Origin of the sequence: Streptomyces daghestanicus (assembly GCF_020521275.1) — a bacterium.
GTDB classification, from domain to species: Bacteria; Actinomycetota; Actinomycetes; order Streptomycetales; family Streptomycetaceae; genus Streptomyces; species Streptomyces griseoviridis.
In genome coordinates, this window is record NZ_BNDX01000002.1 from 1,025,196 (window position 1) to 1,051,383 (window position 26,188).

The 26,188-nt window shown below is 73.9% G+C and carries 22 protein-coding genes; 15 read left to right on the forward strand and 7 right to left on the reverse strand.

Annotated elements, in window-relative coordinates; genetic code table 11:
- Positions 1-5 precede the first annotated feature (5 nt).
- Positions 6-1,019, reverse strand: coding sequence for an aldo/keto reductase (locus tag Sdagh_RS04595; protein ID WP_226534546.1), 1,014 nt, complete (start codon positions 1,017-1,019; stop codon positions 6-8).
- 89 nt (positions 1,020-1,108) lie between these two features.
- Positions 1,109-2,548 carry an aldehyde dehydrogenase gene (locus tag Sdagh_RS04600; RefSeq protein WP_190077999.1) on the reverse strand — a complete coding sequence of 480 codons (1,440 nt, stop codon included), beginning with the start codon at positions 2,546-2,548 and terminating at the stop codon, positions 1,109-1,111.
- A gap of 64 nt (positions 2,549-2,612) precedes the next feature.
- Between Sdagh_RS04600 and Sdagh_RS04605 the strand changes: the two genes are divergently transcribed.
- Both Sdagh_RS04605 and Sdagh_RS04610 read left to right on the forward strand, forming a co-directional pair.
- On the forward strand, positions 2,613-3,287 hold the full coding sequence (locus Sdagh_RS04605) for a TetR/AcrR family transcriptional regulator (protein ID WP_189421631.1): 675 nt from the start codon (positions 2,613-2,615) through the stop codon (positions 3,285-3,287).
- Between the two features lie 126 nt (positions 3,288-3,413).
- Positions 3,414-4,223, forward strand: coding sequence for a class I SAM-dependent methyltransferase (locus Sdagh_RS04610; protein WP_189421632.1), 810 nt, complete (start codon positions 3,414-3,416; stop codon positions 4,221-4,223).
- A 210-nt stretch (positions 4,224-4,433) separates the two neighbouring features.
- Here Sdagh_RS04610 and Sdagh_RS04615 read toward each other — a convergent pair whose 3' ends face one another.
- The 3 genes from Sdagh_RS04615 to Sdagh_RS04625 all read right to left on the reverse strand — a co-directional run bounded on the left by Sdagh_RS04615 (position 4,434) and on the right by Sdagh_RS04625 (position 12,812).
- Positions 4,434-7,043, reverse strand: a complete 2,610-nt coding sequence (locus Sdagh_RS04615) for an AAA family ATPase (protein WP_190078000.1) — start codon at positions 7,041-7,043, stop codon at positions 4,434-4,436.
- Positions 7,040-9,880 (reverse strand): helix-turn-helix transcriptional regulator, encoded by a 2,841-nt coding sequence (locus Sdagh_RS04620; protein ID WP_190078001.1) that lies wholly within the window; start codon positions 9,878-9,880, stop codon positions 7,040-7,042. The genes Sdagh_RS04615 and Sdagh_RS04620 overlap by 4 nt, the downstream gene beginning before the upstream one ends.
- Positions 9,881-10,094: 214 nt before the next feature.
- Complete coding sequence (locus tag Sdagh_RS04625; RefSeq protein ID WP_226534547.1) at positions 10,095-12,812, reverse strand: AAA family ATPase; 2,718 nt, start codon at positions 12,810-12,812, stop codon at positions 10,095-10,097.
- A 301-nt stretch (positions 12,813-13,113) separates the two neighbouring features.
- Between Sdagh_RS04625 and Sdagh_RS04630 the strand changes: the two genes are divergently transcribed.
- From Sdagh_RS04630 to Sdagh_RS04655, 6 genes are all read left to right on the forward strand, one after another.
- On the forward strand, positions 13,114-13,395 hold the full coding sequence (locus Sdagh_RS04630; RefSeq protein ID WP_189421635.1) for a WhiB family transcriptional regulator: 282 nt from the start codon (positions 13,114-13,116) through the stop codon (positions 13,393-13,395).
- Between the two features lie 133 nt (positions 13,396-13,528).
- On the forward strand, positions 13,529-13,972 hold the full coding sequence (locus Sdagh_RS04635) for an SsgA family sporulation/cell division regulator (RefSeq protein WP_190011424.1): 444 nt from the start codon (positions 13,529-13,531) through the stop codon (positions 13,970-13,972).
- Between the two features lie 256 nt (positions 13,973-14,228).
- The gene (locus Sdagh_RS04640; protein ID WP_190078004.1) at positions 14,229-14,891 is read left to right on the forward strand and encodes an NAD(P)H-binding protein; all 663 of its coding nucleotides are present in this window, start codon (positions 14,229-14,231) and stop codon (positions 14,889-14,891) included.
- A gap of 165 nt (positions 14,892-15,056) precedes the next feature.
- The gene (locus tag Sdagh_RS04645; protein ID WP_226534549.1) at positions 15,057-15,452 is read left to right on the forward strand and encodes a GlcG/HbpS family heme-binding protein; all 396 of its coding nucleotides are present in this window, start codon (positions 15,057-15,059) and stop codon (positions 15,450-15,452) included.
- A gap of 227 nt (positions 15,453-15,679) precedes the next feature.
- Positions 15,680-16,765, forward strand: coding sequence for an NADP-dependent oxidoreductase (locus Sdagh_RS04650; RefSeq protein WP_308288733.1), 1,086 nt, complete (start codon positions 15,680-15,682; stop codon positions 16,763-16,765).
- An 88-nt stretch (positions 16,766-16,853) separates the two neighbouring features.
- Complete coding sequence (locus Sdagh_RS04655; protein WP_190011425.1) at positions 16,854-17,381, forward strand: YbhB/YbcL family Raf kinase inhibitor-like protein; 528 nt, start codon at positions 16,854-16,856, stop codon at positions 17,379-17,381.
- Positions 17,382-17,430: 49 nt separating this feature from the next.
- Here Sdagh_RS04655 and Sdagh_RS04660 read toward each other — a convergent pair whose 3' ends face one another.
- A complete protein-coding gene (locus tag Sdagh_RS04660; RefSeq protein ID WP_189421640.1) occupies positions 17,431-18,360 on the reverse strand; it encodes a LysR family transcriptional regulator in 930 nt (309 codons plus the stop codon).
- 112 nt (positions 18,361-18,472) lie between these two features.
- Here Sdagh_RS04660 and Sdagh_RS04665 point away from each other — a divergent pair, with 112 nt between their 5' ends.
- The 7 genes from Sdagh_RS04665 (at position 18,473) to Sdagh_RS04695 (ending at position 24,565) form a co-directional block, all read left to right on the forward strand.
- Positions 18,473-19,261 carry a glycine betaine ABC transporter substrate-binding protein gene (locus Sdagh_RS04665; RefSeq protein ID WP_189421641.1) on the forward strand — a complete coding sequence of 263 codons (789 nt, stop codon included), beginning with the start codon at positions 18,473-18,475 and terminating at the stop codon, positions 19,259-19,261.
- Between the two features lie 455 nt (positions 19,262-19,716).
- The gene (locus Sdagh_RS04670; protein ID WP_189421642.1) at positions 19,717-20,190 is read left to right on the forward strand and encodes a Dps family protein; all 474 of its coding nucleotides are present in this window, start codon (positions 19,717-19,719) and stop codon (positions 20,188-20,190) included.
- Between the two features lie 39 nt (positions 20,191-20,229).
- Positions 20,230-20,475, forward strand: coding sequence for a DUF2630 family protein (locus tag Sdagh_RS04675; protein WP_189421643.1), 246 nt, complete (start codon positions 20,230-20,232; stop codon positions 20,473-20,475).
- 56 nt (positions 20,476-20,531) lie between these two features.
- A complete protein-coding gene (gene zwf / locus Sdagh_RS04680) occupies positions 20,532-22,109 on the forward strand; it encodes a glucose-6-phosphate dehydrogenase (RefSeq protein WP_226534699.1) in 1,578 nt (525 codons plus the stop codon).
- The gene (opcA, locus tag Sdagh_RS04685) at positions 22,106-23,032 is read left to right on the forward strand and encodes a glucose-6-phosphate dehydrogenase assembly protein OpcA (protein ID WP_226534550.1); all 927 of its coding nucleotides are present in this window, start codon (positions 22,106-22,108) and stop codon (positions 23,030-23,032) included. Before zwf ends, opcA begins: the two co-directional genes overlap by 4 nt.
- A gap of 28 nt (positions 23,033-23,060) precedes the next feature.
- The gene (gene gnd / locus Sdagh_RS04690) at positions 23,061-23,939 is read left to right on the forward strand and encodes a phosphogluconate dehydrogenase (NAD(+)-dependent, decarboxylating) (protein ID WP_226534552.1); all 879 of its coding nucleotides are present in this window, start codon (positions 23,061-23,063) and stop codon (positions 23,937-23,939) included.
- A gap of 5 nt (positions 23,940-23,944) precedes the next feature.
- Positions 23,945-24,565 (forward strand): histidine phosphatase family protein, encoded by a 621-nt coding sequence (locus Sdagh_RS04695; RefSeq protein ID WP_189424792.1) that lies wholly within the window; start codon positions 23,945-23,947, stop codon positions 24,563-24,565.
- A 54-nt stretch (positions 24,566-24,619) separates the two neighbouring features.
- Here the strand turns inward: Sdagh_RS04695 and Sdagh_RS04700 are convergent, their stop codons facing one another.
- Positions 24,620-26,008: a dihydrolipoyl dehydrogenase family protein gene (locus tag Sdagh_RS04700; protein ID WP_190077796.1), complete on the reverse strand. Its 1,389-nt coding sequence runs from the start codon at positions 26,006-26,008 to the stop codon at positions 24,620-24,622.
- Positions 26,009-26,188: the final 180 nt, after the last annotated feature.

Here is a 26,188-nt window from a genome sequence, read left to right on the forward strand (position 1 = left end):
TGGACCTACCGCCCGGCCACGGGCAGTTCGCCGTACTGACCGCCGCGCACACGCTCCGGTGCGAACAGCGCGCCGAGCGCGGCGACTTCACCGGCTTCCAGGGTGAGGTCCGCCGCCGCGGCGTTCTCCCGCAGGAACTCCGCTCGTTTCGTCCCCGGGACCGGTACGACGGCGTACGGCTGGGCCAGCAGCCAGGCCAGGGCGACCTGGCCGGGTGTGGCCCCCCGCTCCCGGGCGAACCGCTTCAGTCCGTCCACCAGCCGCAGGTTGTGCGGCAGGTTGCCGGGCGAGAACTTCGGCAGGGTGCTGCGGAAGTCGTCGCCGTCCAGGCGGGTGCCGGGGCCGACCCGGCCGGTCAGCGCGGCCCTGCCGAGCGGGCTGTACGGCACCAGTGTGATGCCCAGTTCCCGGCAGAGCGGCAGGATCTCGTCCTCCACCCCCCTCTCCCACAGGGAGTACTCGCTCTGCAGGGCGGAGACGGGTGCGGTACGGGCCGCGCGGCGCAGCTCGTCGGGGCCGGCGTTGCTCAGCCCGAGCGCCGTGACCTTGCCCTCCGTGACCAGTTCGGCCATGGCGCCGACGGTCTCCTCGACCGGGACGCCGGGGTCGAGCCGGTGGCAGTAGTACAGGTCGATGTGGTCGGTGCCGAGCCGGCGCAGGCTGGCCTCGCACGCGGAGCGGACGTACGCGGGGGTGCCGTCGTAGACCACCCGGCCGTCGTCCGAGGGCCGGGCGCCGAACTTGGTGGCGATCACGGCCCGGTCCCGGCGGCCCCGGACCGCCTCGCCGAGCAGTGTCTCGTTGTGACCGAACCCGTTGGTGTCCGCCGCCGCCCCGACGGCACCGTAGACGTCGGCGGTGTCGAGGAGGTTCACGCCCAGGTCGAGGGCGAGCCGCACGGTGGCGATCGATCCCGCGCGGTCGGCGGGCCCGTAGAACTGGGACATGCCCATGCAGCCGAGCCCGATCGGGCCGACGCGCGGGCCGCTGACGCCGAGGGTGACGTGTGAGGTGTGCACGGTGATGCTCCCGTCTGCCGCGGCGGTGCAGGGCGTGCCCGATCGGGCACGCCCTGCACCGCCGCGGCGCTGTGTGTGGGGCGGGCTGGTCAGACGGAGATCGTCTTGTACTCGATGTACTGGGTGAGCCCGGCCGTGCCGAACTCCCGGCCGATGCCGCTGTCCTTGAACCCGCCGAAGGGACCGTCGAGGGAGGGCGGTGCCCCGTTGACGGAGAACGTGCCGGTGCGGATGCGCCGGGCGATGGCCAGGGCCCGTGTCTCGTCGGCCGTCCAGACCCCGCCGCCGAGGCCGTAGGGGGAGTCGTTGGCGATGCGGACGGCGTCCTCGTCGTCCTCGAACGGGATGACCACGAGGACCGGGCCGAAGATCTCCTCCTGGGCTATGCGCATGGAGTTGTCGACGTCGGCGAAGAGGGTGGGGGTGACGTAGTAGCCGTCCTCCAGGCCGGCCGGGACCTCGGGACCGCCGGTGACCAGCCGGGCGCCCTCGCGGATGCCGGTCTCGATGTAGGAGCGGACGCGCTCCTGCTGGTCGGCGCGGACCATGGGTCCGATGAAGGTGTCCGGGTCGGCCGGGTCACCGACGGTCAGTGACTCGACCAGTTCCTTCAGCCTGGCCACCGCCTCGTCGTAACGGCTGCGGTGCACCAGGACCCTGGTGTGCGCGACACAGGACTCACCGTTGTTCGCGAGGGAGAGGAACTTCAGTCCCTCCACCATCGCGTCGAGGTCGGCGTCCTCCAGGACGATGGCGGCGGACTTGCCGCCGAGTTCGAGGCTCACCCGCTTGAGCTGCCGTCCGGCGATGGCCGCGATGGTGCGTCCGGCACCGGTCGAACCGGTGAAGGCGATCTTGTCGATGCCGGGGTGGGAGATGAGGTACTCGCTGGTGCGGCGGTCGGCCGGCAGGATGCTGACCACGCCCTCCGGGACGCCCGCCGCGCTGAAGATCTCCCCCAGCAGCAGGGTGACCAGCGCGTTCTCGGGTGAGGACTTCAGGACGACGGTGCAGCCCGCCAGCAGTGCGGGGACGAGCTTGGTGAGCGCCGACTGGTGCGGGGCGTTCCAGGGGATGACGGCCGCGACCACGCCCACCGGTTCCCGGTGTACCAGGGTGCGGGCCGTGCTCCCCTCGGTCCGCGGCAGCTCCTCCTCCCACGGCAGGGCCGCGGCGGCCCGCAGATAGGCGTCGGTCTGCTCGGGCAGTGCGGCGGCGGTCCAGCCGGTGAACCAGCGGGCGCTGCCGTTCTCCGCGGTGGTGAGGTCGGCTATCTCCTCGGCGCGCTCGGCGTACAGGGTGTTGAAGCGGGCGATGACCTCCTGCCGGGCGGCCGGCGCCAGCCGGGGCCAGGGGCCGTGGTCGAACGCCTCGCGGGCGGTGGCGACGGCGAGGTCCACGTCGGGTTCGGTGGCTTCGGCGGCCCGGCCGACCAGAGACCGGTCGTGCGGGGAGCGGACCTCCAGCAGCTCGTCCTTCGTGGGCGCGGTCCAGCGTCCGCCGATGTACAGCTTCTCGTAACTGATCACCCCGACAACTTAAGGCAACAGCGTTCTCTAAGTCAAGAGAACGACGTTCCGTTAAAATGGCCGCATGGACAAGCTGCCTCCTCACGTACGACGCGCCCGCAGGCCGGAGCACAAGGAACTGAGGCTCGCCTCGATCGTCGACGCGGCCCGCTCCCTGGCCCTGGAGAAGGGCGTCCGGGAGGTGACGCTCACCGACATCGCGGCCCGGGCCGGCATCAACAAGTCCGCGGTGCTGCGCTACGTCGAGACCCGCGAGGAGATCTACCTGCGCCTGACCGCGGAGTGCTGGACCCGGTGGGCCGCCGCGCTGGCGGAGGCGCTCGACGGGCGCGTGGACGGCACCCCCGACGAACTGGCCGCGACCCTGGCCCGTACGGTCGTGGGACAGCCCCTGCTGTGCGACCTCCTGGCCCACGCCCCGCTGCATCTGGAACGGCATGTCTCGGCCGACGCGGTCCTGACCTACAAACTGGCCGCACTCGGCGCCCTGGACGACATGGCGGACGCCGGCTCGGCCTTCCAGCCGGTCCTGGACCGGGCCGCGACCCGTGACCTCGTCAGCACGGTCAGCCTGCTCGCCGGGGCGCTGTGGCAGATCTCCACCCCGCCGGCGGCCCTCGCCCGGCTCTACGCCGAGGAGCCGCGGCTCGCCCACGCGGTGGTCGACTTCCTGCCCCGCCTCACGCACAACGCCCGCACCATGGCCGCCGGCCTGGCCGCCCGCGCCGGCCTCGGCTGAACCCACCGGCGTCCGCTCCCGTGCCGGGTCCGTCCACACACGTTCCACTGACCTTCCACAGAGCCGGGGCACAGTAGTGCCCCGGAGACGGGACACCCACCGAACGACAGATGTGCGAGGGACGCCGTGCACTCGGACGCTTCCAACGACTCGGCCCAGGACTTCTACCGCGGACTCGGCGCGCACTACGACGCGATCACCCGGGTCCAGGACTACGCGAGATGGGCCCGGCTCTACCGCGACCTCCTGGAGAGACACGCCGTGCCCGGGCGCCGGCTGCTCGACGTGGGGTGCGGGACGGGCAAGTCCGCACTCGAACTCGCCCGGCTGGGCTTCACCGTCACCGGGGTCGACCTGTCGCCGGAGATGATCGAGGCCGCGCGGCACAAGGACGGCGCCGACCAGGTGGTCTTCGTGACGGCCGACGCCCGTTCGCTGCCCGCGCTCGGCACCTTCGACGCCGTCGTCACCATGGGCGAACCGCTGACCTACCTGCCCGGTGAGGAACAGCTGGCACGGGTCTTCCCGGGCGTACGGCGATCCCTGCGGGCCGGTGGCCTGTTCCTGTTCGACCTGCCGACCGCAGGCTTCCAGGACCGGGCGGCGGCACGGCAGACCATCGACGAGACGGACGGGATGGTGGTCCTCACGCGAGGCCGGCCCGCCGACCCCACCGCGCACACCACCGAGCTGACCGTGGACCTCTTCACGGCCACCGGGCGGGCGGGCACGTGGTCCCGCGTCCAGGAGCGGGCCCGGCTGCACTGGTTCGCGCCGCAACGGGTGACGGAACTCCTCACCGCCCACGGTTTCGCCGTGGAGCACGTCTACGGCCTGTACGACGGAGAGCTGATGGAACAGGCCGACCAGGACCTGCACCGCAAGTACTTCGTACTGGCCCGTGCGCTTCCTCCGGCCGGTCACGCGGACGCGTGACGGACCCCCGCCGGAGGCCCGTCGGCACGGAAAGGAGGTGACCGCCATGATGCTCCCCGACTGGAAGGAGTAGTCACCGCGACGGCCTGACCCCAGCCCTGGCCGGGACACCTCCCGGCCCAGGAGCCGGGGACACGTCAGGCGGCCAGTGACCCGCCGGCGGCGGACCGACCCGGTCCGCCGCCGGCCCGCGTGTGCGCCGAGGGCGGGTCAGATCCCGATCCCCAGCACCGCCGGGAGCTGCTTGCGGGACGTCACCCCGGCCTTCGCGAAGACGCGCGAGAGATGACTGGCGACCGTCCGGTGGGTCAGTCCGAGCTGCCACCCGATGCCCTGGTTGCTCAGCCCCCGGGCGGCCAGCCGGGCGACCTCCGCCTCACGCGGCGTCAGCCCGAACCCGGCCGTGAACCGGAGCGGGTCCGCCGCCGTCGCGTCCCCGGCGGCCAGGAGCTCGGAGTCGGCCCGCCGCGCCCACACCCGCGCCCCGGCCGAGGCGAAGCCGTCACGGGCCCGCTGCAACTGGTCCCGTGCCTCCAGCACCCGCCGCCGTCGCCGCAGCCACTCCCCGAACGCCAGCCGCGTACGGGCCCGTTCGTACCGCAGCGCACCGGTTCCCGGCACGGCCAGCGCCCGGGTGAAGTGCTCCTCGGGCGCGTCACCCTCGCCGAGCAGCGCCAGCGACCGGGCCAGCAGGTGCTCCAGGGGAGCCGACCGCAGCGACCGGTTGACCTCGGCCGCCCACCGCACCCGGTCCCGTACGGCGTCCCCCCTGCGGGAGGCGACCGCGGCGGCGACCAGATCACCGAGCGCCCAGGCGGCCACCACCGGGTGCCGCGCGTCACCGCCGGGGTCCGACAGCATCCGCAGCTCCTCGTACGCGTCCTCCGGCCTGCCGTGCGCGAGCGCCATCAGCCCTCTCGCCCAGCGGGCCCTGGACGCCGGCAGGGGAAGACCGCGGGGCAGCGCGAAGGCCAGGATGCCGTCGGTGAGCGCTGCGTGCCCTTCCTCCGCTCCCTCCCACGCCCGCACCTGCGCCACACCGCACCGGAAGACGGCGGCGGCGTGCGGATCGTCCGCCGCTCGGCTCCAGCGCTCGCCGGTGCCGGCGTCCCGCAGCACGCCCTCCCGGTCACCGAGGTGCAGGCGGGCGAGCTGGCGGTGGACCAGGACCGCCCGGGCGGTACCGAAGTACCCGTGGCCGGTCAGCGATTCCAGCACGGCCCCGCCCAGGCGTTCGGCGGCGAGCGGGTCGTCCAGCGCCGTCGCCACCGAGACCACCGCGGCGCCATGGAGCGGTTCCACCGGGAACCGCCCCCGCGCGAGCGCGGCACCGGCTGTCCTCAGCAGGGCCCTGCCCCGGTCGGCGTGGGCCGTCCGGTCGGTCCAGCAGAGCGCGGACAGCGGGGAGGGGGACCGGTCGTGACGCGTGTCGGGCGGCCGGGCCCCCGACACGCGCGGGGCGGACAGGCCGCATGGGGCGGGTCCGGCGGCCGGCGGGGGGAACGGCGGCCATGGTACGGCCGGTTCACCGGCGGCCCCCAGTGGGCCGAGCGCGGCGACGGCCGCGGCGGTCTCGGGGCACTGGCCGGCGGAGAGGGTGGTGATCCGGGCCACGAGCCGCCGGAGTTCCCCGGTCTGGTCGCGCACCTGGGCCGCCCACGCGGCCCGGACCAGCCCGCGTGCCCGGTCCACGGGCCGCGGGCTCAGGTCGGCGGCCAGTTCGTGGACCGCGGCGGCCTCGGGAAGGTCCCCGGGCACACCGGCCTCCAGCTCGCGTGCCGTGGCCTCGTCCGGGGCGGCGGAGGCGAGGGCCCGGTGCAGCGCCCGCCGGTACGCGCCCGGCTCGTCCCGTTCGGCCAGCGCCAGGTGCGCACGCCGCCGCTGGGCCCGGGAAGCCGCCCAGTACACCGCCGAGCACAGCAGCGGATGGCCGAAGCGGACCGTGCCGGCCTCCCGCAGGAGCAGACCGCGTGCCTCGGCCGTCTCCAGGGCGTGGCCCGACGGGTCCACGGCGCGGGCGGCCTCCCGCAGCAGGTCCGGCCGGCCGGTGTCGGCCACGGCGGCCAGGAGCAGGGCGTCGCGCACGGGTTCCGGTACGCCGGCCAGGAGGCGGGTCACCCGCGTGTGCAGGGCCTCGCCGAGCGGGAGCCGCGGGGCGAGCAGCGCCTCGGCCGGCGGGGGCGAGGAGGCGAGCAGTCCGGTGACGGACACCAGTCCCGCCGGATTGCCCCCGGCCTCCCGGAGCACACGGCTCGCCAGCAGGGGCGGCACGTCCGGGCCGTACCGGCGCAGCAGCCGCTCGGCGTCGGCCCCGGCGAGCGGCCCGAGGACGAGGTCCGGTGCCGGTTCGGACGTGGGCCGCGCGCCCTCGGGCCCTACTGGGCGGCTTGCCAGGAGAAGCGCGCCACCGGCTTCGCGGCAGGCGGTGAGCAGCGCCTCCAGCGAAAGGCTGTCGAACCACTGTGCGTCGTCCAGGACCACCAGCAAAGGCCGCCCGGCACGGGCGAGCCGGGCGAGCGCCTCGGCCGCCGCGCCCCGCACGTCCGGGCCGCCGACCGGGCCCGGCACGAGCTGGGTCAGGCCGGCGCCGGACAGTCCAGCCTCGGTCCGGTGACCCCGGACCGGTATGACGGCGTGGCCTGCGGCCTCGGCGGCACGCCGGCCCTCCCGGAGCAGCGCGGACTTGCCACTGCCCAGCTCACCGTGGACCGTCATGACGCCGCCCGACCCACGCGCCCGCTCCAGGAACGCCCCGATCGCGGCGAGTTCCGTGACGCGGCCGATCAGGGGGAGCCGTGCCGCGTCGCCGTCCGGAGTCACAGGACCTCACCGCCGCCGAGCAGGGTGTCCTGGAGTTCCCGGCGTGAGCTGATGCCCAGCCGGGGGAACACCTTGTACAGGTGGGAGGCGACCGTCCGCGGTGACACCAGCAGCCGCTCAGCGATCTCCCGGTTGGACAGGCCGGAGGCCGCCAGGCGGACGACGCGCCGCTCGTGTGCGGACAGCGCGGGCCCCGCGGTGGTGGTGCGTGCCGTGCCCGGCGGGAGAGCCCCGAGGGCCCGCAGTTCGGTGCGGGCCCGGTCCTGCCAGGGCGTCGCCCCCAGCCGGCCGAACGTCTCGTAGGCGGCGCGCAGGCGAGCGCGTGCCGCCGCGGGGTGCCGCCGGCGGCGCAGCCACCTGCCGTGGTCCAGGGCCAGCAGCGCACGGTCGAACGGACGGGCCGATGCCGTGGCCGCGTCCTCGGCCAGGCCGAACAGCTCGTCGGTGCCGGCCTCGTCGGTGTACGCGGCCAGCAGTGCCCGGCCGTGCCGTACCAGCAGGGTCGTTCCGTCGGAGAAGCGCGTCAGCCCGGCCCGCTGCGCGCGCGTCTGGCGCGCGCGGGCCGCCGCGGGGTCGTCCCGCAGCAGCGCGCCGCGTACGAGGACGGCATGAGCCTGCCGGGTGACCGCGTCCAGGCACGGGTCGGCATCGGCCGGCCAGTCGGCACCGCCCGCCGGCTCCGCGTCACCGGTCTGGGCCAGCAGGAGCGCGGCGTACCGGGCCAGGCCCGAGTGGTGGGCCGAGCCGCGGTCGCGGGCCCACTGCCGGACCTCCCGCGCCAGCTCCCGCGCCTCCTCCCGGCGGCCCTGGTACGCGCAGACCAGCAGGAGCTGGGACTTCAGCGCGACGACATGCCGTTCGGGCGCTTCGGCACCGCCCTCGGTGAGCCGACGCGCCACCAGGTCGCGCAGTTCCTCCCAGCGCCCTGCGGCAGTCAGGAGTTCGGCCCGCAGCTCCCAGCAGTGCGGGAGGTGCCCGCGCTCCGTGCCCGACCGGTGCAGGGCGGCGGCCAGCAGCCGGCCGCTCGACGCCAGGTCGTCGACCTGCCACGCGGCGTCCGCGAGCCAGGTCAGTTCGCGGGGGCCGGCGCCGGGTGTCCGCAGTGACCGCTCGGCCGCGGTGGCGAGCCGCCCCCGGATCTCCTCCGCCCGGGACACCGGGTCCAGCCGGGCGGTCACGGCGATACGCAGGGCATCGGCGGCGTCGGCGGGCAGCGCTTCCAGGGCCGCCTTGGCCGGTGCGGGGTCGTGGGTGAGGGACGTCAGGGCCGACAGCTGGAACGCTGCCGAGTCCCGGGCGTCGGCGCCGGCGACCGGTCCCGCGTCCAGCGCCGCGGAGAGGCCGCGGAAGCTCTCTTCCGCGTGGAAGGCGACGTCGAACAGCGCGCCGGCCCGGACGGCGCGCACCGCGTGCGCCGTGGTGGTGGCCGGGCCGGCGCCCGGCCCCCGGGCCAGGGCCAGCGCCAGCCGCGGCCGGCCACCGCACAGGGCGGCGGACGCCGCGGCCGTGTGCAGGCGGGAGCGCTCCCAGGGAGTGGGGCTGAGGTCACCGGCCTGCCGGAACGCCCTGACCGCCGTGGACCAGCGCCGGCCCGCCACGGCCGCGTGACCGAGCACCTCCAGCCGGGCCGCGTCCTCGTGGTGCGGGCCGGCCTCGCCGGCGTCCGGTGGCGGTTCGTCGAGTCCGGTCGGGCCGTCGGGGCGGGGACCGGCCGGGCCGGTGCCGGACGGTCCGCCACCGAGCCGGGTCAGGGCCAGCTCGGCCCAGGCGCGGCCCGCCCGCCGCCGCACGGCGGCCGGCGCGGTGGCGTGGGCCAGGCACCGGTGTACCCGGCGGACGAAGCGGGGCGTCCGGTCCGAGGAGACGAGCCCCGCTTCCTCGGCCGGGGCGAAGGCGTCGAGGTCGTGCCCGAGCGCACCGGCCAGCCACGCGACGTCCCCTGGTTCGGCGTCGTCCTCCAGGAAGGCCAGCGCGGCCAGCAGGACCCGGGTGCTGTCGGGCAGCGCGCGGAACCGCCGGCCGAGGCGGCGCTCCAGGGCCGCCCCCGGCAGCAAGGGGTCCGGCAGCGGTGCCCGGCCGGCCCGCTGTTCGGGGGTGAGTGCCGTGGGGAGGTCCACCAGCGCACGAGGATTGCCCTCCGCCACGGTGAGGACGGCGGTCAGGACCTCGGCGGACAGCCGCGGATGACGCTCCGACAGCAGGCCGCGTGCCGCCTCTTCACCGAGGTCCGGCAGCGGCAGCCCGGTCATACCGTCCTCGGCCGGGGAGACCGCCCCCTGCCCGTCCGAGGCGGCCAGCAACAGGACGCGGGTCCCCTCGAGCCGACGGGCGAGGAACGCCAGTGCCCCGCGTGAGGCCGGGTCGAGTAGCTGCCAGTCGTCCACGCAGACGAGCACCGGACGCCGCTCCGCCATGGCGGCCAGCGTCCGCCACAGCGCTGAGCAGACGGCCGTCTCGTCGCCGCCGGCGACGTGCCGGCGCAGCGCGTCCGGCAGCGCCGCGCGGACGTCGGCCGACCGGGCGCCGGGGACGGCGAGCAGCGGGGCCGTCAGCGAGCGGAGCGCGGAGTACGCCGCGCCGCCCGGGCGAGGAGCGACCCGCACCACCTGTCCGCCGGCGTCGGCGGCGGTGCCGGCCGCCCAGCGCAGCAGGGTGCTCTTGCCGCTGCCGCTCTCGCCGTGGAGGGCCAGCGCGGTGCCGTGGCGGTCACCGGTCCCGGCCAGGGCCGTGCGCACCGCCGTGAGCACGCGGTCCCGGCCGAGCGGCCGTACCGCCGTCCGCGGCGGCTCCTCCCGGGCGGGTCGCACCGTACCGCCGGTGAACGCGAATGGCCTCATGCCAGCCTCCTCGGGAGCGTGACGATCGTCCGTCCCATCCCGTACGCGTGGTCACAGGTGTGCCGTGTGCGGCCGGCCGTGTCCGACGGACGGGTGGGACGGAACGTGTCCCAACCTAGGAAATGAGGCCGGAAAGATCCCTAGGTAATTCGACCGTGATGCGACTTGCCCGCCGGACCGGCCGGATGCCTTCCCTGGTCAGGGGCGGGCCGGATCAGTCGTGGGTGGCCGCGAGCGCGGACGTGAGCTGCGCCCGCCGGTTGATCTGCAACTTGGCGTAGGCGCTGTACAGGTGCGCCCCGACGGTGCGGTGGGAGAGATATAGCTGGTCGGCGATCTGCTTGTTCGAGTACCCCTCGGCGGCCAGCCGGGCGACGTGCAGTTCCTGGGCGGTGAGCACCGCACCGGCGTCGAACACCTGCGGTGAGCGGGTCGGCCGGACACTGCCCGCTGCGGCCAGTTCCCGCGCCGTGCGCCGCGCGAGCGGCGCCGTGTGGTGCGACTCGAAGACGTGCAGGGCCGCCGAGAGGTGGCCGCGTGCCTCCATGATGTGGCGCTCACGCCGCAGCCATTCACCGAAGAACAGCCGGGTCCTGGCCAGGTCGAGGACCGCGGAGGAGCGCTCACCGTGCTCGATCGCCCGCTCGAAGTGGTCGCGCGCCCCGCCGTCCGGCGACAGCAGCGCCCGGGTCCGCTCGACCAGCATCGCGAGGCGGTCGGAGCCGCTGGACGCGAGCGCGGCCGTCGCCATGCCGAGCCAGCCCTCCACTGCCTCCGGCCGTCCCGCCCGCACCGCGACGTCGGCGAGGCCGCCACCCGCCCACAGGCCGATGGGCGGGTGCTCCATGCTGCGCAGCAGATGGACGACCGCGTCCTCATGACGGCCCTCGTTCGCCGCCAGCTCCGCCGAGGCCCAGGACGCGATGGCGGCGACCCTGGCGAAGGGAGCCAGCCCGGACAACTCGGTGGAGGTCCCCAGGGCGGCGGTCGCGAGTGAGTCCTCACCCCGCCACGCGCGTGCGAGGGCGATGCTCGCCGCGCAGAGCGCCCCGACGACCGACAGACCGAGGTCGGCACTGAGCCGCAGGCCCTGCTCGCAGTCGGCGAGGCCGGCGGCGATCGCGTGGGCGTTCATGCGTACCGTGCCGCGTCCGGCGAGGGCCACCGTCTCGTCGCTCGTCCGCGCCGACCGGTGGAACAGGTCGACCTCGGCGCTCCATACCCGCTCGGCGCCTTCGAGGTCGTGGGCGTCCTCGAAGGCGAACGCCAGGCAGTTCATCAGTGTCGCGTCCGTCTCGCGCACCTGAGGCCGGAGGACCGACAACGCCTCCTCGACGGAGGGCAGCCGGTCGGCCGAGCCGATCAGGGCCAGCGCGATGCTGCGCAGCAGACGCTGCCGCCCGGTGACGGCGAGGCCGGGCCGGCGCAGCTCCTCGGCGACCGCCGCCTTGACCTCGGTGGACAGGTCCTGCCGGGTGTAGCTGCGCACCGCCGCCCAGGTGAGGACCTCGACCTGGTCGTCCGGGTCGCTCAGTGCCCGCGACAGCGCGATCAGCTCGTCACCGCCCCGGTCGGGGAGTGTCGTACTGGTGCTGGCGAGCATCCACTCGGTACGCGCGAGCTGCACGACCGACGCCTCGTCCGCGGCGGACGGCCTCGCCCGGGCGAGCAGGGCGACAGCGTCGGCCGTGGCGCCGGCCTGCCGCGCGGCTTCCGCCGCCATCACCGTGCGCCGGGCTCGCTCCCGCGGCGCCGGCGTCAGCGCGACCGCACGCCGCCAGGCGGCGGCCGCCTCGGTCCGTGCACCGCGCCGCCCGGTCGCCACGGCGAGCCGCTCCAGTTCGGCGGCGACGTTCTCGTCCCAGCCGGTGACCGCCGCGGCCCGGTGCTGGACGGCACGCGCCGGGTCGACGACGACCGCCGCCAGGCTGGTGTGCACCTGGGACCGGACGTGGGAGTCGGCGTTGTCGTACACCGCGGAGCCCACCAGCGGGTGGCGGAACCGGAAGGAGTCGTTGCCCAGCGTGATCAGGCCAAACGTTTCGGCTGGTGCGAAGTCGCTCTGTTCCAAGCCCAGACCGCGGGCCGCGGTGAGCACTTCGTGACTGCTGGAATCCTGGCCCGCGGCGACGACCAGGAGGGCCTGTCGCGTCGCGGGTGGGAGCAGGGCGACCTCGGCGAGGAACGAGTCCTCCAGGCGTTTGCCCATCGGGACCCGCCCGCGCTCGGCTGACGCTGCGCCGTCGACGTGCGCTGTGCTGGTCGACCACTCGGTCAGCGCGAGCGGGTTGCCCATGGCCCGCTCCACGAGCCGCTGCCGCTGCGGCACCGTCAGCGCGGGCGCGTGCAGGGCGACCAGCCGCAAGGCATCGTCCTGCCCGAGGGGGTCCAGGGGTATGTGGTGCTTGAAGCGGGGACTGCGATCGGGATAGATGCGATCGTCGCGAGTGGTGGCCAGCAGCAAGGCCGGCATGACACTCATACGGGCCGCGAGGAAGGTGACGATGTCGGCCGTGGACACATCGAGCCAGTGCAGGTCCTCGACCAGTACGACGAGGGGTCCGTGCGCCGCCGCTTCCTCCAGCAGCCCGAACGCGGCGAGTCCCGTGACGAGCCGGTCGGCCGGCTCCCCCTCGGCGCCGAAGGCCACCTCCAGGGCTGTGCGCTGGCGCGGTGACAGGGCCTCCACGCGGTGGAGGAGAGGCAGCAGCAGCTCGTGCAACCCCTCGTAACCGACCGCGCCCGTGCCGCGTATGCCGTGACAGGAGAGCACCTGGAAGCCCGAGGAGGATGCCGCGTCGACGGCCGCGGAGACCAGGCTGCTCTTCCCTATCCCCGCCTCGCCGTACACCAGCGCCGAGGACCCGCGTCCCTCGCGTGCCGCCTCAAGGAGAGCGGACAGCTGATCGACCTGCGATTCGCGCCCAATCACGTACACGTACCTACTTCTCGGAACCTCCGGACGTGAGATCGTCCGCAGCCGCCAGTCGTCAGCACTGCCGCTCCCGACAAGCTCGCATCCTACCTCTTTGCGCCTGTTTGACCAGAGGGGACGGTGCCACCGCCCGCCGGTCGCCGAGCCCCCGTAGCGCGGGACCGTAGGTCACGAGGCAGTCGGTCGACCGATGCCCGCCCCGGCCGTGCCGTCGCACAGTGGGCCCGCACACCAACGATTCCGGCGTCCGAGGAGGACGGATGATGACCAGCACGGCACGGCCCGCGGGGCGGCTGTCATGAGGAGCGCGCTCACGCGGCCGGCCTGGCGGGAGGCCCTGTGCCGCACCGCGGACCCGGAGCTGTTCTTCCCGGTGGGGGAGGCGGGACCCGCACTCGTCCAGACCGCGGAGGCGAAGCGGATCTGCGGACGGTGCCCGCTGACCCGTGCCTGCCGGGAGTGGGCGCTCGGCCAGGGCGAGGAGAGCGGTGTCTGGGGCGGCCTCAGCGAGCAGGAGCGCCGGGTCATGCGCCGCTCCGCCGCACGCCGGAGATACCGCCGATCCGCCCACGGAGCCTGACCCGGGGCTTCCACATATTTTCCACTGCGGTCCGGAACACTCGCGTGGGCCGATGCCTCACCGAGTTGCGGCACCCCGGTCAGGCTGTGCCGGGAGACGGGGCCGTCGATGAACAGCGCAAAGGAACAGACCTATGAGTCAGCAGCCGTGGGCCCGCAGCGATGAGGACCCCCTGACGCTCGACGTCACCCTCCACAACCTGTTCGCGCCGCCGGAGAACGCCTCGGTGCCCTGCCGGTTCACCTTCGACCCGGCGGACCCCTTCTCCGTGCGGCTGGACCTCATGACGCCGTCGGCACCGCGGATCTCCTGGGTCATCGGGCGCGACCTCCTGACGCAGGGGACCGAAGGGCTCAGCGGCGAGGCCGACGTCAAGGTATGGCCGTCCCGGCGGCACGACGACACGCCGTTCCTCTACCTGCGGCTGGAGCGGACCTACGCCTCGGCCGCGTTCATGACCGAGCTGGCTCCGATCCGGGCGTGGCTGGAGCGGACGTACGACCTCGTACCCAGGGGCGGCGAGAGCCGGCTGGTCGACTGGGACGCCCTGGCCTGCTGCCTGCTGCCGCCCCGCTGACGCGGGTCACCGGGACACACCGCGGACGGTCTGCGGTCACCATGCCGTGTGGCCGCCGCCGGGCACGGCGCCCCCATGATGGGGAACCGAGATGTATGTCGACGCCCCGAACCAGGTGATCGAAGCCGGGGGCGGTGTGCGGTACGCCGATCGCCGCTCCGGCGTGGCCGGCCTCCCGCCCCCGCCGCTCCTCCTGCTCCAGGACGAGGACGAGGACGACGGACGACGGACGACGGACGATGAAAGGACAGAGGACATGAGAGTGGTCATCGCGGGCGGGCACGGGCAGGTGGCCCTGCGGCTGGAGCGGCTCCTGGCGGAGCGCGGCGACACCGCGGTGGGTCTGGTGCGCCGTCCTGAGCAGACGGGCGACGTGCGGGACGCCGGCGCGGTCCCCGTGCTGTGCGATCTGGAGTCGGCGTCGGTGGCGGAGGTCGCGGCCCATCTCCGGGACGCCGACGCGGTGGTCTTCGCCGCCGGCGCCGGTCCGGGCAGCGGAGCGGAACGCAAGGACACCGTCGACCGCGGGGCGGCCGTGCTCGTCGCCGACGCGGCGCTGGCCGCCCGCACCGGGCGCTTCCTGATGATCTCGGGGAAGGGCGTGGACGGCAGCCCCCCGGCCGGCACCGACCCGGTGTTCGCCGCCTACTTGCGGGCCAAGGCGGAGGCCGACGACCACGTGCGCGCCCACGCGTCACTGGGGTGGACGATCCTGCGGCCGGGACGCCTCACCGACGAGCCGGGCACCGGACACGTGACGCTGGGCCCCTCGACCCCCGAGGGCAGCGTGGCCCGGGACGACGTGGCCGCCGTCCTGCTGGCGCTGCTCGACGAACCGCGCACCGCCGGCCGGACGCTGGACCTGATCGCGGGCGGCACACCCGTGACAGCCGCCGTACGGACCGCGGCGGACGGCTGACCGCACCCTCCGGGCGCCATGGTCACCGAGACGCACCCGGCAGTCATCCGACAGATACGTGTGCCCACGGCTCCGGGTCACACTGCATGCGCCGGTCGCCGTCCACGGAGCAGCGCCGTGGACGGCGACCGGCGTCCCGCACCCCGACCTCACCAGGAGCCACCAGTGATCACGTTGTCCGCCGCGGAACGGGCCGTCCAGGCCGGCAAGGACAAGGCCGCCGAACTGGGCGTCCCGTTCACCGTCACCGTCGTCGACGCCGGAGCCCACCTGATCGCCGCCGCGCGGATGGACGGCGCGGCCCTCGCCGCCGTCGAGACCAGCCGGAGCAAGGCCCGTACGGCGGTGCTGTTCGCCCGGACCACCCGGGACCTGGCGCCCGACGTGCAGCCGGGAGCCCCGCTGTTCGGCATCGAGGCGGGCACCCGGGACCCGCTCGTCTTCGTCGCGGGCGGCGTCCCGGTGGTCCAGGACGGAGTCGTCATCGGTGCCATCGGGGTCGGCGGCGGCACACCGGACGAGGACCATGAGGTCGCCTCGGCCGCTCTGACCGTGCTGTGACCGTGACCGTCTCCGCCCCTCACCCCGGTGCTCAGCCGGGGGGTCGTGCCGGTCGGACACTCAGGCCAGGGCGGACGACCGGACGCCACGCAGGTGCAGTACGTCCACGTCCAGGTCGGCCCCCTCTTCTCCGGCGGGTTCCCGGTGTCCACGCCACCTCCCCGAACACCGGCCTGCGGGCGGTCGACATCACCGGCCCCCGCCGTCGGCTGGAGGCCGGGGCGTTCGTGCCCGGAGCGCCCGGCCGTCCGGTCGACCCCCGCCCCGGCCGCCCCCGGGCCGTGCAGACGGCCGACGTGACGGTCACCGACACCGGGCCGGCCACCCTCACCGGTTACGACGCCGGTCTGTACGTCGCCCAGTACGAAGGGATCTCAGCCGTGCGCGCCATCACGCAGCACACACTCGGCGGGCCGGAGGTGCTCACCCTCGTCGAGCGTCCCGTCCCCGAACCGGGCCGTGCCGAGGCACTCGTCCGGGTCCGGGCGGCCGGGGTGAACCCGGTCGACTGGCAGACCCGGGCGGGCGGGGGAGTGGCCGCGCGGCTGGGCCCGCCGCCGTTCACCGTCGGCTGGGACCTGGCCGGCGAGGTCGTCTCCCTCGGGGCCGACGCCGGCGGACTGCGGGTCGGCGACCGGGTCTTCGGGATGTCACGCTTCCCCGCACAGGCCGCGGCGTACGCCGAGTACGCGGTGGTCCCGGTACGGGACCTGGCCCCGGTGCCCGCCCGGCTCGGCCTCGTCCATGCCGCCGCCCTGCCCCTGGCCGGACTCACCGCGTGGACCGCGCTGACGGCCAAGGCGGCCGTGCGCGCGGGAGACCGCGTGCTGATCCACGCCGCGGCCGGGGGAGTGGGACACCTCGCCGTGCAGATCGCCAAGTCGCTCGGCGCCCACGTCACCGGCACCGCCCGCGCGGAGAAGCACGACTTCCTCAAGGGCCTCGGGGCCGACGAGGTCGTCGACCACCGGACCACGCCGATCGAGACGATCACCGGTGGGTTCGACGCGATCCTCGAACTGGGCGGAGGAGACAACGCCGCCCGGTCCCTGCGGCTGCTGCGCCCCGGAGGTGTCCTCGTCGACATCGCCCACCACGCCCCGCGCGGCCTCGGCCACGGCACCGGGTTGCGGGTGGCGACCATGCTGGTGAAGCCGGACCGGGCCGCCCTGCGGGAGGTGGCCCGGCTGGCGGCGACCGGACACCTCACCCCCGTGCTCGACCGCACCTACCCGCTGTCCGACGCCGCCGTCGCGCACCGCCGGGGAGAGCGGCGCACCACCACCGGGAAGCTCGTGCTCACGGCCGAATGACCGTGCGGCACACGTCAGTCGATCGACAGATCACCCGAAGCCGTGCCGCCGCGAGGATGGCCGGTGCAAGCCACTGAAAGGAACATTCATGTCCACTCCCTACGACCTCATCGCGAAGGTCCCGTCGTTCACCGTCACCAGCGCCGACTTCGCCGACGGCGACGTCCTTCCCCTCGCCCAGGCCAGCGGCATCTTCGGAGCCGGCGGCAAGGACGTCTCCCCGCAGCTCGCCTGGTCCGGGTTCCCCGCGGAGACCAAGAGTTTCGTCGTCACCGTCTACGACCCCACCGCGCCGACGGGCAGCGGCTTCTGGCACTGGGCCGTCGCCGACATCCCGGCGAGGGTGACCGAGCTGCCGGCCGGCGCCGGTGACGACCCGGCCGAGGGCCTGCCGGAGAAGGCGTGGCAGCTCGCCAACGACGCCGGGCTCAAGCGCTACCTGGGGGCCGCTCCGCCGGCCGGCCACGGCGAACACGTCTACTACATCGCCGTGCACGCCGTGGACGTCGAGACCCTCGGCCTGGACCGGGGCGCCACACCGGCCTTCCTCGGCTTCAACCTCTCGGGCCACACCTTGGCCCGCGCCGTCATCACCGCGCGTTTCTCCGCGAGCTGAGTCCGGCGGGCGCCGTCCCCCGCGCGGGCGGCGCCCGGTGGGCCGGCCTTCAGGAGGTCCGGGTCCGCAGGCCCAGCCGCCGGGCCACGTGCCGGGGCATCAGGGCCGCGTGTTCCTCCAGCAGGTCCAGGAAGGAGGCGGCGACGGAGTCCGGGCTGGTGCGGGTGTATCCGGTCAGTACCCGGGTGACCGGCGGGTCCGGGCGCAGCACCGCCTCCGGGAAGTGCCGGGGGACGCTGCTGGCGGGCACCAGCGTGGGCCCCAGACCTGCGGCGGCGTAGCCGACGGCGGCCGCCGCCTGCTCGGTGCGGACCGCGGCACGGGGCCGGAAGCCCGCCCGCGCGCAGGCATCGTCGAGAAACCGCGCGAGCCCGCTGTCCGGGGTGAAGTGCACCCACGGCCGGTCGGCGAGGTCCGCCAGCCGCACGCGCGCCGCGGTCCCCGGGCCGGCGAGGGGGCCGTCGGCGGCGGTGACCACCACGAACTCCTCTGTGCCGAGATGCCGGGCGGTGCCCTCCCACCGGTCGGGCAGCGGCCCCACGGCGAGATCGGCGATGCCGGCCACCATGGCCTGGGCGAGGTCGTCGGAGCTGCGGTACTCGAACAGGCGGACCCGGACACCGGGATGCCGCTTGCGCCAGAGGCCGAGGACGGCGGGGAGCACGCCGGCGCTGACGGAGTACAGCGTGGCCAGGTGGAGTTCGCCCGTGGACACACCCGCCGCGCGGCGCGCGGAGAGCGTGGCCCGGCCGGCCTCGGCGAGGGCGGCGCGGGCGTGCGGGAGCATGGACCGTCCGGCGGACGTCAGCCGTACCCCGCGGGGCAGACGCTCCAGCAGGGGGCCGCCGACCTCCCGTTCCAGGGCCTGGAACTGGTGGGAGAGCCCCGGCTGCGTCACGTTCAGCCGCTCCGCGGCCCGCGTGAACGAGCCGGCGTCCACGATCGCCACCAGATACTCCAGTTGTCGCAAAGTCGCCATGCGCTCAGCATATGGGCCACATCAAAAACATGTCTTGGACTTATGACCCGGGGCGGCACAGGATCGTAGGTGCCGCGCACACCCGCGCACACCGGATCGTCGAAGGGTTGCCATGTCCGAGTACCGGAACGATGCCACCGTCACCGTGGGCAACATCGCGCTCTCCTTCCACCGGGCGGCCGCCGCGGTCACCCGCCGCATACTGGAGAAACACGGCCATCAGGTGCGCAGTGTCGAGGCACCGCACGAGCGCATGTTCCGCCTCCAGGAAGAGGGCGCGGTGGACATCCTGGTGTCGGCCTGGCTGCCGTCCAGCCATGACATCTACCTCTCCCGGTACGCCGACCGCGTCCGCGTACTGACGCCGCACTACGAGCCGTACTGTGTCTGGGCGGTACCGCCGTACGTGCCCGAGGAGGCGGTCGGCGAGGTCGCGGACCTGCTCCGGCCCGAGGTGGCGGAACGGATGACGACCACCGTCCAGGGCATCAACCCGGGGGCCGGTATCAGCCGCTTCTCCGCCCGGATGGTCCGCGAGTACGGGCTGGACCGGGCGGGGTACGGGTTCGTGCCGGGCAGCGAGAGCGAGTTCGTCGCCCGTGTCGACCGGGGGGTCGCCGACCGGGAGTGGTTCGTCGTCCCGCTGTGGCGGCCCCAGTACCTGAACCGGCTGCACGGACTGCGGAGCCTCACCGAACCGAAGGGGCTGCTCGGCACCGTCGACGCAGCCGCCCCCGTCGTCACGCACGAGGCGCTGGACCGGATCGACCCCGCCGCCGTCGCCGAGCTGGACGCCCTGCGCCTGGGCAACGAGGGGGTGGAGGAGATCGACAGCCTCATCAACGTGGACGGCCTCCCCCCTCTGCGGGCGGCCGACCGCTTCCTCGCCGCACGGCGGTGACAGGAGCACGGCATCCGGGAAACGGGCTCGACCGTCCGGGAGCGGTGGCCGCGAACCCGGTCCTCACCGACTCCGACGTCTTCCACACCGGCGGGGTTGCGCGCAGCGAGTTCGCCGCCGGCGGCACGGCGTCCGCCCGAGGCGAGACCACCGGGGCCTGGTGCGGGCGGCAGTCCTACGGCTGGTGCCAGTGGCGGACCGGCCTCGGGCCACCCGGTTCCGGCACGGCGCCGCCGACAGGGCGACCAGGTCGAGGAAGAGGACCTCCGGCGGTCCCCACCCATCGCTGGGGGCCGCCGTTCCCTGTTCCCGGACCATCCCCGTGACTGCTCGCACGGACCGTAAGTCAATCGACGGATCGTCCCCGGACGGCCCCCCGAAAGGATGGGTGAGCAAGGCGCGGCCGGTCCGGTGACCACCGGAGGCCGGGCACCACACCTCGCGAGGAGCCCACCATGAGCATCATCTCCAGTCCGCTGCCGGACGCGGAGCGCGCCGTGACCGGCACGGCCCTCCAGGGCACCCTGGTCGACCTGCTCGACCTCTCCCTGGTGGCCAAGCAGGCCCACTGGAACCTCTACGGACCGCGCTTCCGCACCGTCCACCAGCAACTGGACGAGGTCGTCACCACGGCACGCGATTACGCGGACCAGGTGGCCGAGCGGGCCGCGGCCCTGGGCATCAGCCCGGACGGGCGGGCCGTGACCGTCGCGGCCGGCAGCGGACTCCCGGGATTCCAGCAGGGGTGGATCACCGACGACGACGCGGTGGAGGCGCTGGTCCGTTCCTTCGCGGCCCTCATCGACCGCCTGCGCGCGCGCATCGGGGCCACGGCGGAGGCGGACCCCGTCAGCCAGGACCTGCTGATCGGGCTCACGGCCGAGATCGAGAAGCAGAGCTGGATGTTCCAGGCGGAGAACCGGGGCTGAACCGGCGGCGAGAGCTGCCCGAGTACGAGGAGAGGAACCATGAAGAACCCGGAGATCCTGCACCGGATCACCGAAATGGCCGAGGAGGAGCGCAGGTTGCGCGGCTCCCTCGGCACCCGCCGCTCCGGAGGATCGGCCGAGCGGAGCCGGCTGGACGAGCTGGAGCGCGAGCTGGACCAGTGCTGGGACCTGCTGCGGCAGCGCCGGGCCAAGTCGGAGTTCGGACAGGACCCCGACGAAGCACACACGCGGCCACAGTCACTGGTCGAGGGATACGAGTCCTGAGCACGGCGCGCACCCGCGTCCCGGCCGACCGACACCACCCAGGAGCAACCGTGAACATGCCCCGCCGGGGCAGGCACCCCTCACCCACCGGCCGCACCGCCGCCCGCACACCCGCGAGCAGCAACCCGCTGCGTGACCCCGCAGACCGACGGCTCCCGCGTATCGCGGGGCCGTCGGGTCTGGTCATCTTCGGCGTCACCGGCGATCTGTCCCGCAAGAAGCTCATGCCCGCCGTCTACGACCTCGCCAACCGGGGTCTGCTGCCGCCGGGCTTCTCGCTCGTCGGCTTCGCCCGCCGCGACTGGGAGCACGAGGACTTCGCCCAGGTCGTGCACGACGCCGTCAAGGAGCACGCCCGTACGCCGTTCCGCGAGGAGGTCTGGCAGCAGCTCATCCAGGGGATGCGCTTCGTCCAGGGCACCTTCGACGACGACGACGCGTTCGAACGGCTGCGCGACACCATCGGGGAACTGGACCAGGCCCAGGGCACCGGCGGCAACTTCGCCTTCTACCTGTCCGTCCCGCCGAAGTCCTTCCCCGTGGTCATCCAGCAGCTCAGGAAGCACGGGCTGGCCGACCAGTCGGGCGGTTCCTGGCGGCGCGCGGTCATCGAGAAGCCCTTCGGCCACGACCTGAGGTCGGCCGAGGAGCTCAACGCCATCGTCCACGAGGTCTTCGCCCCGGACCAGGTCTTCCGCATCGACCACTACCTGGGCAAGGAGACCGTCCAGAACATCCTGGCGCTGCGCTTCGCCAACACGATGTTCGAGCCGATCTGGAACCGGTCCTACGTCGACCACGTGCAGATCACCATGGCCGAGGACATCGGCATCGGCGGCCGGGCCGGCTACTACGACGGTATCGGCGCCGCCCGTGACGTCATCCAGAACCACCTCCTCCAGCTGCTGGCGCTGACCGCGATGGAGGAGCCCGCCTCCTTCGACGCCGACGCGCTGGCCGCGGAGAAGACCAAGGTCCTCGGCGCGGTCCGGCTCCCCGCCGACCTGGGCCGGGACACCGTCCGCGCCCAGTACGCGGCGGGCTGGCAGGGCGGCGCGGCGGCGGTCGGCTACCTCGAGGAGGACGGCATCGACCCGAAGTCGAAGACCGACACCTACGCCGCGATCAAGGTCGGGATCGACAACCGCCGCTGGGCGGGCGTCCCCTTCTACCTGCGCACCGGCAAGCGCCTGGGCCGGCGGGTCACCGAGATCGCGGTCGTCTTCCAGCGCGCCCCGCACTCCCCCTTCGACTCCACGGCCACCGAGGAACTCGGGTCGAACGCGATCGTCATCCGCGTCCAGCCCGACGAGGGCGTCACCGTCCGCTTCGGCTCCAAGGTGCCGGGCACCTCGATGGAGATCCGGGACGTGTCGATGGACTTCGCCTACGGCGAGTCCTTCACCGAGTCCAGCCCCGAGGCGTACGAGCGGCTGATCCTGGACGTCCTCCTCGGCGACGCCAACCTCTTCCCGCGCACGGAGGAGGTCGAGCTGTCCTGGAAGATCCTCGACCCGATCGAGGAGTACTGGGACACCCACGGCACTCCGGCCCAGTACCCGGCGGGTACCTGGGGCCCGGTCGAGGCGGACGAGATGCTGGAGCGAGACGGACGGAGCTGGCGCCGGCCATGAAGACCGAGCTGACCGACACGACGGCGGGCGCCGTCGAACGCGCCCTCGTACAGGGCCGCCGGGCCCTCGGCACCCCGGCCGTGGGCATGGTCCTGACGGTGGTCATCGTCACGGACGAGGAGAACGCCTACGACGCGATCAAGGCCGCCGAGGACGCCTCGCGGGAACACCCCTCGCGGACCCTGGTGGTCATCGGGCGGCAGGGCCGGGGGACCCGTGGCCGCCCACGTCCCCGTCTGGACGCGGAAGTCCGCCTGGGGGCGGAGGCCGGTACCGGTGAGACGGTCGTGCTGCGCATGTACGGCGAGGTCTCGCGGCACGCCGACTCGGTGGTGCTGCCGCTGCTGCTGCCCGACGCGCCGGTGGTCGTGTGGTGGCCGGTGGACGCCCCGGACAACCCCGCCAAGGACCCGCTCGGCGCGCTCGCCCAGCGCCGGATCACCGACCTGTACGCGGTCGAGAAACCGATGGAGACCCTGGGCAAGCGGGTGCGCAGCTACGCCCCCGGCGACACCGACCTCGCCTGGACCCGGCTGACACTGTGGCGCTCGATGCTGGCCGCCGCCCTGGACCAGGCCCGGATGAAGGTCACCTCGGCGGTCGTGGAGGCCGAGGCCGACAACCCGGCCGCCGAACTGCTGGCCCGCTGGCTGGAGGCCCGCCTCGGCGTCGGCGCCGAGCGGCGGGTCAGCGACGGCCCCGCCGTCACCACCGTCCGGCTGAACACCGCCGCCGGCGAGATCGTCATCGACCGGCCCGAGGGCCCGGTGGCCACCCTGACCCTGCCCGGCCGGCCGCCGCGCACCCTGGCGCTGAAGGTGCGTTCCACCGCCGAACTCATCGCCGAGGAGCTGCGGCGCCTCGACGCGGACGAGATGTACGCCATCGCCCTGCGCGGCCACGGCACTCACCGGACCCACTGAGACACGACCTCGGAAAAAGGAAGCAATCATGCGGATCGGTCTCATCGGTCTCGGAAAGATGGGCGGCAACATGCGCGAGCGTCTGCGCGACGCCGGCCATGACGTCGTCGGGTACGACACCAACCCCGAACTGTCCGACGTCGACAGCCTCGCCGGCCTCGTGGACCGCCTCGAAGGACCGCGCGCGGTCTGGGTGATGGTCCCCGCCGGCGGCCCCACCCAGGCCGTCATCGACCAGCTCGCCTCCATCCTCCAGCCCCGCGACATCGTCGTCGACGGCGGCAACTCCCGCTGGACCGACGACGAGAAGCACGCCGAGGAACTCGCCAGGCGCGGCATCGGCTTCGTCGACGCCGGTGTCTCCGGCGGCGTCTGGGGCCTGAAGAACGGCTACGCGCTGATGGTCGGCGGCGAGAAGGAGTACGTCGACCGCCTCCAGCCGGTCTTCGACGCGCTCAAGCCGGAGGGCCCCTACGGCTACGTCCACGCCGGCAAGGTCGGCGCCGGGCACTTCGCGAAGATGGTCCACAACGGCATCGAGTACGCCATGATGCAGGCCTACGCCGAGGGCTGGGAGCTGCTGGAGAAGGTCGACTCCGTCGACAACGTCCGCGAGGTCTTCCGCTCCTGGCAGGAGGGCACCGTCATCCGCTCCTGGCTGCTCGACCTCGCCGTCAACGCCCTGGACGACGACCCGCACCTGGAGAAGCTCCGCGGCCGGGCCGCCGACTCCGGCGAGGGCCGCTGGACGGTGGAGGCCGCCATCGACAACGCCGTGCCGCTGCCCGCGATCACCGCGTCCCTCTTCGCCCGGTTCTCCTCCCGGCAGGACGACTCCCCGCAGATGAAGATGATCGCTGCGCTGCGCAACCGGTTCGGCGGCCACGCCGTCGAACGGGCGAGGTGAGCACGGTGGGCGAGCTGCTGCTGATCAGGCACGGCGAGACGGAGTGGACCCGCTCGCGCAGACACACCAGTTTCACCGACGTGCCCCTCACCCCGGCCGGGGAGGCGCAGGCGCGTGCGCTCAAGCCGCTGCTGGCCGGCCGCCGCATCGGCGCAGTGCTGGTGAGTCCGGCGCGGCGGGCCGTGCGCACCGCGTCACTGGCGGGTCTCACCGGGCCGCGGGAGGAGCGCGACCTGCGGGAATGGGACTACGGCGGCTACGAAGGCGTCACCACCGCCGAGATCCACCGCACCCGCCCCGACTGGAACCTGTGGACCGACGGTGTGCCGAGGTCCGCGGACGGCCGCCACGGGGAGAGCCCGGGCCTGGTCGCCGCGCGGGCCGACCGGGTGCTCGCCCGGGTGGAGACCTGGCTGGCGGCCCCGGACGCGGCGGACGTGGTGCTTGTCGCCCACGCCCACGTCCTGCGCGTCCTCACCGCCCGGTACCTGGGTCTACCGGCCGCCGCGGGAGGGCTGTTCGTCCTGGGCACCGGCTCACTGTCCCGGCTGGGCAGGGAACACGGCAGGGCCGCGCTCATGGCGTGGAACTCCACGGGCGCGGCCGTGCTCGAAGTCGTGGGCTGACCGGCCGGAGCGGGGCCGAGAGGGTGGCCACGAGTCCGTGGCCACCCCTTGCGGTCAGTCCGTCCAGGCGGTGAAGAGGGCGTTCAGCCCCTCGGCCATGGTCGGGTGCGCGATGAGGCCGTCGCGCAGCGCGGTGAAGGGCAGACCCGCCCACATCGCCGTCTGCACCACGGTCAGGACCTCGGAGGACTCCGGGCCCAGCAGCGCCACGCCCAGGATCTCGTCGGTGTCGCGGTCCACGACCGCCTTCCACACGCCCCGGGTGTCCCGCAGCGTACGGGACCGGGGAATGGCCTTGACCGGGAGCCTGGCGACGCGGACGTTCCGGCCGGTGGCGCGGGCCTGCGCCTCCGTGAGGCCCACGCGGGCCAGCTCCGGGTCGGTGAACAGGTTCCAGGGGACCAGCCGGTCGGCGGTGCTGCGGCTGCCGCCCGCGATGTTCTCCTTCACCACGCGGTAGTCATCGAGGGAGACATGGGTGAACTGCGGGCTGCCCGCCACGTCGCCCACCGCCCAGGTGTGCGGCGCGTCGGTGGCCAGCCGGTCGTCCACCCGGATGAAGCCGCGCTCGTCGGTGCGCACGCCCGCCGCGTCCAGCCCCAGCCCGGCGGTGACCGGGTCCCGGCCGGTCGCGGCCAGGATGTCGTCGGCGACCAGGGAGCGGCCGTCCTCCAGGAAGACCCGCACCCCGTCCGTCTCGCGGACGACCTCCTTCACCGAGACCCCCCCGAGCATCTCCACGCCGTCCTCGCGCAGGTACTCGGCGAGGACCTCGGTGATGTCCGGGTCCTCCTGGGGCAGCAGCGTGAGGTTCCGGTCGAGCACGGTCACCCGGCTGCCGAAAGCGGTGAACATCTGTGCGAACTCCAGGCCGACGTAGCCTCCGCCGAGCACCACCAGGCGCTCCGGGATGCGGTCGAGCTGCTGGATCGTCTCGCTGCTCAGGGCCCCCGCCTCGGCGAGGCCGGGGACGGCCGGCACATGCGGCACGGTCCCGGTGTTGATCACCACGTCGCCGCCCCGGACGACGCGGCGCCCGCCCTCGTTCAGGCGAATCTCCACCGTCCGTTCCGCGACGAAACGCGCCTCGCCCAGGACGAGGTCCATCCCGCTGTCGAGGAACTGCCGGTGATTGAGATCGACCATCTCCGAGACCACGCCCTCCTTGTGCGAGCGCAGGAGCCGCAGATCGACCTCCAGCTTGCCCAGGTTCAGCCCCAGCGACTCCGCCGTCGCCACGCGGCGGGCCAGCCGGGCGCTGGTGACCAGGGCCTTGGTCGGGATGCACGCCACGTTGATGCACGTGCCGCCGATCATGCCGCGTTCGACCATGACCACCCTGCGGCCGGCCCGCGCGGTGTCCATGGCCAGGGTCTTGCCGGCCTTGCCGCCGCCTACCACCAGCAGGTCGACGTCCTCCACGACGTCCTCGGAACCGATCATCAGGCGTGCACTCCTCAAGGTGATACGAGTGGGAAACGTGGCGGGTCGCCCGGCGGTCCGGCCGACACCGTCGGGCCCAGCGTCGTCCCGGCCGGGCCACCGCGCATCGGTCACATGACTCGTCTCCGCGCGGCGCACGGCGAGCGGCGGCGGTGAGTCATCCGACCGATGCGCGTCCCG